11 protein-coding genes and 1 CRISPR repeat array are annotated in these 13,805 nt (G+C 30.3%); all 11 genes read left to right on the top strand.

Translation table 11 applies throughout. The features are described 5' to 3' along the window. Window positions 1-39: 39 nt before the first annotated feature. The 11 genes from DFR80_RS03395 to DFR80_RS03345 all read left to right on the top strand — a co-directional run bounded on the left by DFR80_RS03395 (window position 40) and on the right by DFR80_RS03345 (window position 12,659). Window positions 40-2,277: a beta-glucosidase gene (locus tag DFR80_RS03395; RefSeq protein WP_369862586.1), complete on the top strand. Its 2,238-nt coding sequence runs from the start codon at window positions 40-42 to the stop codon at window positions 2,275-2,277. 11 nt (window positions 2,278-2,288) lie between these two features. Next, window positions 2,289-2,657: a VOC family protein gene (locus tag DFR80_RS03390; protein WP_076545909.1), complete on the top strand. Its 369-nt coding sequence runs from the start codon at window positions 2,289-2,291 to the stop codon at window positions 2,655-2,657. 159 nt (window positions 2,658-2,816) lie between these two features. Further along, complete coding sequence (locus tag DFR80_RS03385; RefSeq protein WP_076545908.1) at window positions 2,817-3,782, top strand: YafY family protein; 966 nt, start codon at window positions 2,817-2,819, stop codon at window positions 3,780-3,782. A gap of 260 nt (window positions 3,783-4,042) precedes the next feature. Next, a complete protein-coding gene (locus DFR80_RS03380; protein ID WP_114489207.1) occupies window positions 4,043-5,875 on the top strand; it encodes a TIGR02556 family CRISPR-associated protein in 1,833 nt (610 codons plus the stop codon). 2 nt (window positions 5,876-5,877) lie between these two features. Continuing rightward, on the top strand, window positions 5,878-6,792 hold the full coding sequence (gene cas7b, locus DFR80_RS03375) for a type I-B CRISPR-associated protein Cas7/Csh2 (protein WP_114489206.1): 915 nt from the start codon (window positions 5,878-5,880) through the stop codon (window positions 6,790-6,792). Between the two features lie 66 nt (window positions 6,793-6,858). After that, window positions 6,859-7,578 (top strand): type I-B CRISPR-associated protein Cas5b, encoded by a 720-nt coding sequence (gene cas5b, locus DFR80_RS03370; protein ID WP_076545905.1) that lies wholly within the window; start codon window positions 6,859-6,861, stop codon window positions 7,576-7,578. Next, window positions 7,505-10,057, top strand: coding sequence for a CRISPR-associated helicase Cas3' (gene cas3, locus DFR80_RS03365; protein WP_233493703.1), 2,553 nt, complete (start codon window positions 7,505-7,507; stop codon window positions 10,055-10,057). The genes cas5b and cas3 overlap by 74 nt, the downstream gene beginning before the upstream one ends. Window positions 10,058-10,080: 23 nt before the next feature. Further along, a complete protein-coding gene (cas1, locus tag DFR80_RS03360; RefSeq protein ID WP_076545904.1) occupies window positions 10,081-11,061 on the top strand; it encodes a CRISPR-associated endonuclease Cas1 in 981 nt (326 codons plus the stop codon). Continuing rightward, entirely contained in the window at window positions 11,062-11,352 is a 291-nt protein-coding gene (gene cas2 / locus DFR80_RS03355) for a CRISPR-associated endonuclease Cas2 (RefSeq protein ID WP_114489205.1), read from the top strand. Window positions 11,353-11,363: 11 nt separating this feature from the next. Continuing rightward, window positions 11,364-11,954, top strand: a complete 591-nt coding sequence (gene cas4 / locus DFR80_RS03350; RefSeq protein WP_114489204.1) for a CRISPR-associated protein Cas4 — start codon at window positions 11,364-11,366, stop codon at window positions 11,952-11,954. Window positions 11,955-11,969: 15 nt separating this feature from the next. After that, on the top strand, window positions 11,970-12,659 hold the full coding sequence (locus DFR80_RS03345) for a CRISPR-associated endonuclease Cas6 (RefSeq protein ID WP_114489203.1): 690 nt from the start codon (window positions 11,970-11,972) through the stop codon (window positions 12,657-12,659). 258 nt (window positions 12,660-12,917) lie between these two features. Further along, a CRISPR array of direct repeats spans window positions 12,918-13,688; the repeat unit is 37 nt; unit sequence GTTCCAGTGACTAATCCATTAGAATAAGGATTGAAAC. Window positions 13,689-13,805 lie beyond the last annotated feature (117 nt).

Below are 13,805 nucleotides of genomic sequence, written 5' to 3'. Positions count from 1 at the left end.
TTTACTGTGAATCAGAAAATAAAGGATTTACTCAGTCAAATGACTGTTGAAGAAAAAGCAGAAATTTGTTCTGGAGCCAGCTGGTGGAAAACTGCAGCTATTGATCGTTTAGAGATTCCGGAAATAATGATGTCAGATGGTCCTCATGGTTTAAGAACACAACCGGATGATGCAGATCACCTTGGTATTAACGAAAGTATTAAGGCAATTTGTTTTCCTACTGCTTCGGCAACTGCCTGTTCCTGGGATAGAAATCTTTTAAATAAAATGGGAGAAGCGCTAGGAGAGGAAGCACAAACTGAGGGAGTACATATACTCCTGGGACCGGGAGTGAATATTAAAAGATCACCACTCTGCGGCCGTAATTTCGAATATTTTTCCGAAGATCCCCTACTTGCTTCAGAGCTGGCAACAGAATTTGTTAAAGGTGTACAGAGTCTGGGAGTTGGAACCTCTCTCAAACATTTTGCTGCTAACAATCAGGAACACAGACGACTTACCGTTGATGCACAAATTGATGAGCGGACATTAAGAGAAATTTATCTTTCAGCTTTTGAGAAAGTGGTCAAAGAAGCTCAGCCCTGGACAGTTATGTGCGCCTACAACAAGGTAAATGGTACACATGCTTCTGAACATAAAAGATTACTAACAGACATTCTTAAAGAAGAATGGGGACATCAGGGGTTTGTTGTTTCTGACTGGGGAGCAGTTAACTATCGTGATAAAGGTATTGCTGCTGGTCTGGAATTGGAAATGCCCTCCAGTCATGGTGATGGAAAAAAAGCTATAATTGATGCAGTTGAAGCAGGAAACTTAAGTGAAGATAGTCTCAACCGAGCTGCTGAGAGAGTTTTAAAGATTGTTTTTAAGGCAATAGAGAATGAAACTGATTATTTAAATTATAACAAGGATCAGCACCACAAATTAGCTAGAGAAATTGCAGCGGATTCCATGGTTCTATTAAAGAACAAAAATCAAATTTTACCGTTATCAGAAAAGGAAAGTCTTGGTGTTGTTGGCGCTTTTGCTAAAAAACCTCGCTTTCAGGGTGGTGGTAGTTCACATATTAACCCTTACCAGATCGATAAAGCTTATGAAGAAATTAATAAATTCATCGAGGGAGAACTTCCTTATGCAGAGGGTTATTCGCTTGAGAGTGATCAAGATGATGCTAAGTTAATTGCTAGCGCCAAAGAGCTGGCAGAAAAGGTTGAGAAAGTAATAATTTTTGCTGGTCTTCCGGACCGCTATGAATCAGAGGGTTATGATAGGGATACACTGGCTATTCCTCCCAATCAGAATCGCTTAATTGAGGAAATATTAGAAGTTAACAAAAATGTGGTTGTAGTATTAAGTAATGGTTCTCCTATAACAATGCCCTGGCTCGATAAGGTAAAAGGAGTACTGGAAGGATACTTAGCTGGTCAGGCTGGTGGAGGAGCGGTGGCTGATATTTTATTTGGTCATGTCAATCCTTCTGGTAAACTGGCTGAGACCTTCCCACAAAAATTGAGTGACAACCCTTCTTATTTATTTTTCCCGGGAGAAAAGGATACGGTAGAATACAGAGAGGGAATTTTTGTCGGTTATCGCTATTATGATAGTAAAAAAGTTGAACCGCTTTTCCCATTTGGATATGGTTTAAGTTATACTGATTTTGAATACAGTGATTTAAAGCTTATGAAACAAGAAATTACAGATAAAGAAACTTTGAATTTACGCCTAAAGGTTAAAAATACAGGTGAGATATACGGGAAAGAAGTTATACAGCTTTACGTATCAGATCCTGAGAGTACAGTAATTAAGCCGGCAAAAGAGTTAAAAGAATTTGCTAAAATTGAATTAGAACCAGGACAGGAAAAGATCGTTGAGTTTGAACTGGACAAAAGGGCTTTTGCCTATTACAATACCGAAATTGATGACTGGTATGTAGAAAGTGGAGACTATGAAATTCTTATTGGAGCTTCTTCCAGGGATATTAGATTAGTGGAAACAGTTAAAGTAAAATCAACTGTTGAGCTTCCTAATCAATACACAATCAATACCAACATTGGTGATATTACAGCTAATCCAGAAGGGCAAAAATATTTTAATCAGCTGCTTAGTGAATATCTTAAAGGTTCAGAATTAATGGAGAGACTGGAAAACAGAGATGATGAGATGCTGGAGGCGATGCTTAAATACATGCCTCTGCGCAGTCTAGCAATGTTTTCCGAAGGTGTTGTAAGTCGTGAGGAAATTGAAGAGATGGTTGATAAATTAAATAAAAATCTTTAGGAGTGAAATATATGAGTTATTTATGGACAACAATTAAAGTTAAAGATTTTGAAGAATCAATAGAATTCTATCAGGAGATAGTAGGATTAGAATTACAGAGAAAATTTGAGGCTGGTCCGGAACGCGAGATTGCCTTTCTGGCAGCAGCTGCTGGAGAAACAGAAGTTGAATTGATTACAGATCAGGGAAAAGAAAATGTTGATATTGGTTCGGATATTTCTCTGGGATTTGAAATTGATTCAGTAGCAAAAAAAATAGAATTTTTAAAAGAAAAGGGTATTAAAATAGAAAGTGGCCCTGTTGCTCCCAACCCTGAAATTGAATTCTTTTATGTTCTTGATCCAAATGGAGTTAAAATTCAGTTTGTAGAAAATAAATAGATTTTTTAAGTCTGCTGATTAATTTCGGTAGACTTTTCTCTTTTTAAAAGGATTGTTCTTTTTTATCGCGAAATAATAATATAAAGGAAAATAAAGTATTAAAAGTTAATGATTTTACGACAAAAATTGACAAAATATTTTGAAAAAAGAGGTGGCTTTATGGCTGATAAAAACAGGTTATTTAGGATTATAAAAACAATTATGCTTTTAAATGAACCTTATAAACATTGGGAGGCTAAAGATTTTGCGGAGTATTTTGAGGTTTCCGAAAGGACTTTCCACCGGGATAAAAAAGTGATGGAAGAACTGGGGGTTCCAATTTATTATGATAATCATCTTAAAGAGTATAAAATTCTGGATAACTTTCGTTTTAAAGCTCCAAACTTAGATCAACAAGAAACAGAAGCAGTTCTCTTGGCAGCAAAGGAATATCAAAATCGTAGTTTTCCGATGAAAAAAGAACTTGAATCAGGGCTTGCAAAAGTCTATAATTCTCTGCCGGAATTTCTAAAAAGTAGTATGGGCAGTTACATAAAAAATTATGAAATTATATCAGATCCATTTGTTGAGTTGAAAGAACATCAGCAAAAATTTGATAAATTAAAGGAAGCTATTAACGAAGAAAAGAAAATTGAAGTAAATTATTATTCAATGAGTAGCAATCAGACAACCAAAAGGAAACTTGACCCTTATAATTTATTTTTTAATAATGGTGCTCCCTATCTTTATGCCTTCTGTCATTTGCGGGATGAGAAAAGAATATTCAGGATAGATAGAATTAAAGAAATTAAACTGACAACAGAAACTTATGAGCTGCCAGATAATTTTTCACTTGCAGAAGAGCTTGAGAATGCCTGGGGAGTTGAACAGGGTAAGGAGGAGATGGAAGTAGAAATAAAATTCAGCGGTAGAGCAGCCCGCTTTGTTCCCGAATATCACTGGAGTGACAGCCAGGAAATTAAAAATATTAGTGAAAATGAAATAATTTTTAAAGTTAAAACCGGCAGTTGGGAAGAAATAAAGAAGTGGATTTTAGGTTATGGGTCTGAGGCTGAAGTATTAAAGCCAGAGAAACTGAGAGCAGAAATAAAGCAGGTAATAGAAGAAATGATAGAAAATTATTAAAAAAACAGCTGTTTGTGACATAGGAGTGTCAGTGGGAGATGGTAAGATAAAACTATGAAATTATTCAATCCTTATTTTAGTGGATTAATTTCACTAATTAAAAACATATTTCAAACTTTATTTTATTAGCAACATAATTATATCAAAAATTAAAAGAAAAATAAATTATTTGAATATTTTGATTTGAGGTGATATACTTAAATTAAGTTAATTAATACTTATTAATAACATTAAAATATAAATTAAACGGAGGTGTTAATGTGATTCATGCTTTAAAAGCTATGGGTGATTATGTTCAAGCAAAAACTGAGTCAAGTTTTTTAAGTCAGGTGGTAGAAAATCCTAACTCTAATGGAAAATATAATACTGTTTTAGTAGTTTTATTTAACAACGACGATGATGAATTAAAATATCAGGAAATACAGATGGAAGAATTCACAAAGAATAAATTGGATAAATATGCATATGTTTATGGAAATCCACGTGGAGGAGATTTAACTCCAACTTCTAAGATCACTAAATTAGATTCGACTTATTCCAGAATTCAGAGACCTTTAAAAAAATTAGTCAAGAAAATAGAAAAACAGGATGATTTAAATAAGGAAGAACAAATAATAGTTGATATTTATAATCTGTTTCAGGATGAAGATTTAAGTGATGAAATTTATCAAGAACTAGAAAAGATTTCTTATGATGATAATGCTGTTTTAACTATTGGTGTGAAAACAAATGAACGGATTAAATATGTAGGAGATTTTAATAAATTTACTGATTCACTTTTGGATAAATACGAAAAAGGATTTTACTTCAAAAAATCTTATAATAAGGCAGAAAAAAATTCAGTTGGTAAAAATAATAAGTGCTATATTTGTTCTAAAGAAAAAGAAGAAACTTATGGTTATGTAGGAACATTTGCGTTTTATACTTTAGATAAACCAGGTTTTACCACGGGTGGATTCAACCGTGGAGAAGCCTGGAAAAACTATCCTGTTTGTTCAGATTGTGCCAGGACTTTAGACTCAGGCAAAAAATATCTTGAGGAAAATTTAAGTTCAAGGTTCAGTGGGATAAATTATTTTATTATTCCTAAAACAATTTTTGAATCAGAAACAGAAACTGAAGAAATGTTTGAAATACTTAAAGATTTAGAAGATAAGAAAAAACTGTCATTAAAAAAGGATAATAAAAAGTCCTTGTCTGGTTCTCAAGATGATCTCTTTCAGATGATGAGTGAATTTAAGAATTATGTTAATTTTAATTTAATGTTTTATGAAGAAATTAATAGTGCTTTTAGAATTTTGTTATATGTTGAAGATGTTTTACCCTCTTATATTCAGAAAATATTTGCTGCCAAAGATGAAATAGATAGAAATAATTTATTTACTAATTTACAGGGGAAAGATGGACCTTTTAAACTTTCTTTTACTTTTAATACAATTAGTAATTTCTTTTATGTTAATCAAAGAGGAAAACAGGATTTTACAAAAAGTTTTTTAGAGATCACAAATAGTATTTTTTCAGAGAAAAGTATTTCCTATGATTTATTAATTAATAGGTTTATAGATCATATTAGAGAAAAGTTTGTTAATAATCAGTCATACTGGCTTGATACTTTAAAGGCTCTGCAGATTTTAAAGTTTTTAAATAAATTAGATTTATTAAATCAGAAAGGAGAGGGGGAAAAATTTATGCCAACCGTTGATAGTGAATATAAGAAAAATATTGTTAATTTTCTGGATACTCATCATGATGTGCTGAATACTAACAGTAAAAAACTAGTTTTTCTAGAAGGGGTTTTAGCTCAGAAGCTCTTAAATATTCAGGGTGTTGAAAGGAATGGTTCACAACCATTTAGGGCTAGATTAAATGGTCTTAAACTCAATGAAAAAATAATCAAAAGACTTTATACAGAAATTATTAATAAATTAGAAGAATATAATAAAAATTATTATAAACATTTAGAAGAGCTGATTGCAGATTATATTTTAGAAAGTAATTTATCTGAAATTAGTAATAATGAAATTTCATTTTATTTTGTAACGGGTATGAATCAGGCTAATAAATTTAATTTTCAAAAATCTGAGGAGGCATAAAAATGGCTGTTATTAATCAAAGAAGTGAATTAGTTTTTTTATATGATATTAAGGATGCTAATCCTAATGGAGACCCGCTGGATGCTAATAAACCAAGGATTGATGAGGAAACTGGAATTAATCTGGTTACTGATGTAAGGCTAAAGCGTACTATTAGAGACTATTTATTTGATTACAAAGGTTTTAATGGTGAAGATGGAAGAGATATTTTTGTTAGAGAAATAAAAAATGACGATAAAAGTATTCAGGATGGCAAAGAAAGAGCTAAAGATTTTAAAGAGGATCCAAAAAAAGTTTTAGATCAATGCATTGATGTAAGACTGTTTGGAGGAGTAATTCCTCTAACTGGTGACTCTATAACCTATACCGGCCCTGTACAGTTTCAGATGGGTAGATCTCTACATAAAGTAGAGTTGAATTATATAAAAGGTACAGGAGCGTTTGCCTCTGGATCTGGAAAAAGCAAAAAAACTTTTAGAGAAGAATATGTAGTCCCTTACTCTTTAGTTGGATTTTATGGAATTATTAATGAAAATGCGGCTCAAAGCACTGAATTAACCCAGAATGATGTTGAATTATTAATGGAAGGTATCTGGAAAGGGACTAAAAATTTAATTACCCGTTCAAAAGTTGGTCAGACTCCAAGAATGTTATTAAAAGTAAATTACAGTGAAGAAAATTATTTTATCGGTGAATTAAAAAATTATATAAAGTTAGCTACTGATTTAAGAGAAGAGGAAATTAGAGATACTTCTGATTATAAATTAGATGTCAGTGACTTATTATCAGTAATTGAAGCTAATTCAGAAAAAATCGAAAGTGTTGAATTTAAAGTTAATCCCAGGGTTGCATTTATAAGAGATTCTAATAAAATTAATCTGAATGATCTTGATTTATTTAAAGAGCTAGATTTTTAAACTAAATACCAATCTTTGGGTGAGCCTCATTGGTTCACCTGAAGATTTATAGAAAGGAGAAGGATAATGAATAGAGCATTAGTTTTTGATATCTGGGCAGATTATGCACATTTTAAAAAATATTATACTACAACTTCACCTTTGACTTTTTCTATCCCACCAAAAACTACTTTATATGGAATAGTTTCTGCAATTTTGGGGTTTTCAAAAGATGAATATTTAAATTATTTTCAGGAAGGTCAGTGTAAAATAGCTGTACAGATTAAAAATCCCGTAAAAAAAACCAGGATAAATTTAAATTTAATTGATACGAAAAAAGCTGCTTTAATGTCGCAAATAAAAACCAGAACTCAAATTAAAACTGAATTCTTAAAAGATGCTAAATATAGAATATATTTTATGCATAAGAACAAAGGTTTATATAATAATCTTAAAGAAAAATTAAAAAATCATAAAAGTGTATATTCAATTTCTTTAGGATTAAGTGAAAATCTTGCTAACTTTAAGTACATTGAAGAAATAGAGCTAAAAAAAATAACAGAAAATAGCTGGCAGGAAATTAACACTGTTATACGAATTGATAAGGAGAATATCAGCAAAGGCGATATAGACTTTAGTCAGAATAATCGTGAGTATTTTAGTGATAAAATTGCTGTAGAGATGAAAAGTGATAGAACTGTAACTGATTATGCGCAGGTTTTATTTGAAAGAAGTGGTAGAAGCATTAAAGCAAATGTTAACCAGTATTATAAGGATTCCAATAACAATAGTCTTTTATTTCTATAATATAAGAAAGGAAAATTATATGATTTATTCCCATCCAGATAAATTATTAATTGATCATCTAAATAATGTATATAAGTTAGGTAAAGAAATTTTTTTGAGAAAAAAATTAAATTTTGATAACCAAGAGGAAATTGAAAAGGCATTAGCAATTATTTTATTAGCTCATGATTTTGGAAAAGCGACAGATTATTTTCAACAAAAATTAAAAGAGAGCTCTCAAAATAATGCAGAATCAAGTAAGCAAATTGAATTTAATTTGGAATTAAGTAAGCACAGTCATATTTCGGCTTTATTAGCCTATCAGTTTGCAGAACAGATTTTGGAAGATAAAACTTTAGTTTGGATTGTTTTTATAAATATTTATCGACATCACAGTAATTTTAAAGACTTAGATATTATGCTTAAGTTTGATGATAGTGACTGGCTAAAATTGGAAAAACAATTTAGATCTTTAGATTTAAATGAACTGGATAAAATAACTGCTGAGATTAGTGATTTTGATTTTAAACCATCATCAATTGATTTTGATGAATTAAAAAATAATTTTACAAACTGGAGATTCAGAAAAAAATTAAGAACTTTTAAAAATAATTCCAGTAAAGATTTTAATTATTATTTAATTTCTAATTTACTGTTTTCCATTTTGATTTTTGCTGACAAAGCAGAAGCTATATTTTATAGTAAAGGGTATAGTTTTGAAGACCTAAAAAAAGTAACATTAAACAGGAAAAATTTACCGGGTGATCTAGTAGATAATTATAGGAAGATAAAAGGCTGGGATCAAGCAGATAGTAAAATTAATCAGAGAAGAAATGAGATTTATGATGAAGTTATTGATCAAGTTGAAAATCTTAATTTTAAAGATGAACGTATTTTATCTGTAAACGTTCCAACAGGAGCTGGAAAAACTATTTCTGTTCTTTCTGCTGCTTTAAAGTTGAGGAACAGAACTTTTCAAGATTTTAGAATAATATATGCACTACCATTCACCTCAATAATTGATCAGAATTATGATGTGTTTTTAGATGTCTTAAATCATTCAACTATTAAAGCAGATAGTACATCGATTATCAAACATCATTATCTAAATGCAAAAGAATATTATTTTAATGAAGAAGAGAAGGAAAGTCAGAAATTAGATTACGATATTGCAAGGCATTTAATAGAGAGCTGGCAGTCGGAAATAGTTGTGACAACATTTGTTCAGCTACTGCATTCAATCTTTTCTAACCGAAACCGCAGTTTGATAAAGTTTAATAATATTAGTAACTCAATTATTATTTTAGACGAAGTACAAAATATCCCCCATAAATATTGGAAGCTCATTAAAGAATTTTTATCAGATATGGCTGAAAAATTAAATTGTTATTTTATCTTTCTAACTGCTACAATGCCCTTAATTTATAATGAGAACAAGAAAGAAATTAAAGAATTAGCAATAAGTAAAAAAGAACATTTTAATTTCTTCGATCGAATAAATTTGGACACCAGTATGTTCGACCAGTCGCTGACTGTAGATCAATTTAAAGATTATATAGAGGAAGAACTTATAGAATTTAATAATCAAGGATTTTTAATTATTCTCAATACAATTAAGAGTTCAATTGAGTTATATAATCATATTGAAAAATTAATTAGTGAGGAAGTTATAGAAGGAGACTTAATCTATTTATCAACCAATATTATCCCTAAGGAGAGACAGAAAAGAATAAATGAAATTGGTAAGCAAAGAAGACAGATTATAGTTTCTACTCAGATGGTGGAAGCAGGGGTGGATATTGATTTAGATAGAGTTTACAGGGATTTTGCGCCCCTGGATTCTATTAATCAGTCCTGTGGTAGATGTAATAGAAACTTTGATCCAGATAGTAAGGGCATAGTTAAATTAATTAGATTAATAAATGAAAATCATAATAATAAAGAATATGCTTCTTATATTTATGATGGTTTTTTATTAAAGATTACTTCTGATATTATTACTGAACTACCTGATATAGTTGGAGAAAAGTATTTTTTTGAGATGAATCAAAAATACTTCAATAAAATAGATCAACTAAAAAGTGATGATAATTCAGAAGCATTAATTAGTAAAATTAAGAACTTGAAATATGAAAAATCTTTTTTTAAAGATGAAAAAGGAGAAATATTTAGGTTAATTGCTGATGATTATAATACAGTAAATTTATTTATGGCTGCAGATGAAGAGTCTCAAGAACTTTGGGAAGACTATAAAGAAATCAGTGCTTTAGAAAGTAATAATATTGAAGATTTTATGAATAAAAAATCTAAATTCGAAAATATAAAAAAAGAATTTCTATCATATGTAATTACTATTCCTAAATTTACTGCTGAAAAACACATTGAAGATGAACAATTAAAAAATAACTTTAATTATATAAGCCCTTTTCAAATTGAAGATGTATATAATTTAAGTACAGGATTTAAGAGAGGTAAAATTGAAAGAGAAACCTTTTTCTAATTAATTATTAGGATGTGAAAACCATGCAGCTAATTATTAATACCTACGGCAGTTATCTTCATGTTAAACAGAGTTCCTTTGAAATAAAAGCCGATGGTAAAAAGAATAGAGTTTCTGCCAAAAAAGTAGATTCAATCTTAATCACTACAGGTGCTGCTATTAGTAGTGATGCAGTAAAATTGGCTCTTGAAAATAATATTGAAGTTCAATTTCTTGATCATTTTGGCAGATCAATGGGGAAAATCTGGCACTCTAAATTAGGCAGTACTACTTATATTAGGCGCCGTCAGCTTGAACTTGCTGATAATGAAGAAGGTAGTGACTTGATTAAAGAAATAATGGTAGAAAAAGCTGAAAACATGATTAAACACCTTTATGATTTGGGAATTAAAAGGGGTGAAGATAAGCAAAATTATTTATTTGAAACAATAGAAGAAATGGAAAAAATAAAAGTTAAAATACCGAAACTAACAGGCCCAGTAGAAATGATGAGAAATTCTATTATGGGTTATGAAGGGAATATTTCGAAAAAATATTTTGATGCTCTAAATTATCTTCTATCAGATCGTTATAAGTTTAAAAAGAGGACTTTTAGACCTGCTGAAGATGAATTTAACTGTTTATTAAATTATGGTTATGGTGTTTTATACGGAAAGGTAGAAAAGGCTTTAATAATTGCTGGATTGGATCCTTACGTTGGTATTTTACATACTGATGGGTATAATAAAAAGTCTTTTGTTTTTGACTTTATAGAAATTTACAGACATCACATTGATCGGATAGTTATGAAGTTATTTAGCCGTAAAAAGGTGAGAAAATCTCATTTTGATGAGATTAAAGGTGGTGTTACTTTAAATAAAGAAGGTAAAGAAGTTTTTCTAACCGCTTTAAATAAATATTTTGATCAAAGTATCTACTACAAAGGCAGACAGATTAAAGTAAATAATATTATTCAATTCGACTGTCATAATCTGGCGAATAGAATTATTGAGGATGGTGATTAAATGCTTGTCTGGTGTATTTATGATATTGTTGAAGATAAAGTTCGCAAAAAGATTTCTGATAAAGCAATTGAGCAGGGATTATATAGGGTACAAAAATCAGTTTTTGCTGGGAATATAGATAGTAACTTACTTGATGAATTAATTGTTTATTCAAAGGATTTAATAAATCCGGATGATGATTCAGTTTATATTTTTCCAATGTGCCAGGAGGACTTTAAAAAAATCGAATTGTTAGGGCAGGCATTTAATAAAGCTAAAGTTAATGATGAGCTGCAGAGTTTATTTAGTTAGGAGTTTTAAAAATGAGTAAAAATATTAGTTTGACTCCAAGTATAGTTATGGAATATTTATACTGCCCTCGTTTTATTTATTATATGCTTTATCTGAAAATATCTCAGCATGAAGGAAGAAGATATAAAGTGCAGCGGGGTAAAAGTTCTCATCAGAGAAAATTGAAGGTTAACAAATCTTATTTAAGAAAAAAGATTGGTGTTAAAGAAAAAATTCTTGATGAAAAATTATATTCAACAAAATATAATATTCATGGTATTGTTGATGAAATTTTGTTTTTAGAAGATGGAACTGCTGCTTCATTAGATTACAAATTTGCTAAATATAAAGAGCGGATGTTTTTAACCCATAAATATCAGGCGGCAATGTATTCTTTGATGATTAAAGATAACTACAATACAGAAGTAAAAAAGGCTTTTATTGTTTATATAAGAAGCAAGAGTAAATTAGTAGAGATTGATATAAAAGATAAAATATATAATGATTTGCAGATTATTTTAAATGAAATCATCAATATAATTCAAAAAGGATATTTTCCCAAAAGAACAAAATATAAAAGTAGATGTCGAGACTGCACTTATAGAAATATTTGTATAAAATAGTCAGGGGGAATTAGGGTGGAAATTAAGCTTACAAAATTAAGTTATGAATTAGAGGACGATCTTCCTGTTAGATATGGACACAAATTGCGAGGTTATTTTGCGAACAAATTTAAAGATGTTTTATTTCATCAGCACAAAAAAGATGGTAGTTTAAGGTATAAATATCCTTTGATTCAATATAAAATCATTGATAATAAGCCTTTAATAATCGGTTTGGGTGAAGGAGCAGAAAAAATAATTAATAATTTTTTAGATATTGATGAACTGAGATTTGAAAATGAAGTATATATTAATCCTGCGGGAAGATTAAATGTAGATCAGGAAGAATTATTTATTAATAATAATTATGACATGCCTGTCTACAAGTATAATTTTATCACTCCCTGGCTAGGATTAAGTCAAAAAAATTATAAAAAATATAGAAACAATTATCTTGATACTACCACGAAAGAAAAAATGAAATTCTTAAAAAGATTAATCATTGGTAATATACTGAGTTTTGCTAAGGGAATAGACTGGTGGATTGAAGAAGAGATAGTAGTGGAAGCAAAATTAGAGGAGGTGTCAGTTAAATTCAAAAATAAAGAGATGATTGGCTTTAAAGGTTATTTCTTCAGCAATATTTATTTGCCGGAATTTATAGGGTTAGGAAAATCTACTAGCAGAGGTTTTGGAACTATCAGTAGAGAAAAAATTCTTGATTAGGCTTGTTTTGAGACTAGAAATTTTATAAAATATAATTAAGAAAGAGTAAAAATTATAAATTCTGAGGCAAAATTATTTTTCTTAAAAGAACTGAACCTTGATAATCCAATAAATAGCAATTTGGTCAAAATGGTCAAAGTTGCGGGATTTGGTGTAATTATAGTTATTTTTATGGGATTATTTGAGAAAAAAAATATATAAAAATTCTAGATGAAATGCTATAGTGACTGTCATAAAGGTTAGTTTGAGTTATATCGGGTTCCAGTGACTAATCCATTAGAATAAGGATTGAAACTTCCAGATAACAAGACTGTTGGAATCTATGCTCATGTTCCAGTGACTAATCCATTAGAATAAGGATTGAAACGGAAGTCCTACTGGGCCAAAAGATAACCATTGACCGCGTTCCAGTGACTAATCCATTAGAATAAGGATTGAAACATAGTAACATCATAAATATTATATTGTAGTGGAAAGGGTTCCAGTGACTAATCCATTAGAATAAGGATTGAAACATGATGTAGCAGAAAGTATTAATTTGTTGAATTATATGTTCCAGTGACTAATCCATTAGAATAAGGATTGAAACGGTAGTAAAACTTCGCCTGCGTTTGCGCCATCTCTTGTTCCAGTGACTAATCCATTAGAATAAGGATTGAAACATAAGCTGGGCAACTTGTAAAACTGCCCCAAAATAGGTTCCAGTGACTAATCCATTAGAATAAGGATTGAAACTCAACCTCCTGTATTTGTAATCCTGTCCATTTATCTGGTTCCAGTGACTAATCCATTAGAATAAGGATTGAAACTATGATAGTGGCAGACGTTAACCAACCACTATTACTGTTCCAGTGACTAATCCATTAGAATAAGGATTGAAACGTATTGGTTAAAGGTGAATTAAGACAGGATAGATGGGTTCCAGTGACTAATCCATTAGAATAAGGATTGAAACCAGTTTGGAATATGTGGTTTGGAAAGTGTTTCAATATGTTCCAGTGACTAATCCATTAGAATAAGGATTGAAACTCATTGTCAATTATATCCTGTTAATGAGTTTCCCCATTTTTTAAAATAGCAAAAACTATCCTTACCGTCATAATGGTAAAGAGAGTCTTAATATCTTTTGTGATCGTCGTTTTTTGT

This window comes from Halanaerobium sp. ST460_2HS_T2, assembly GCF_003337665.1.
Classification (GTDB): Bacteria; Bacillota; Halanaerobiia; order Halanaerobiales; family Halanaerobiaceae; genus Halanaerobium; species Halanaerobium kushneri.
This window is presented reverse-complemented; position numbering and strand designations above follow the sequence as displayed.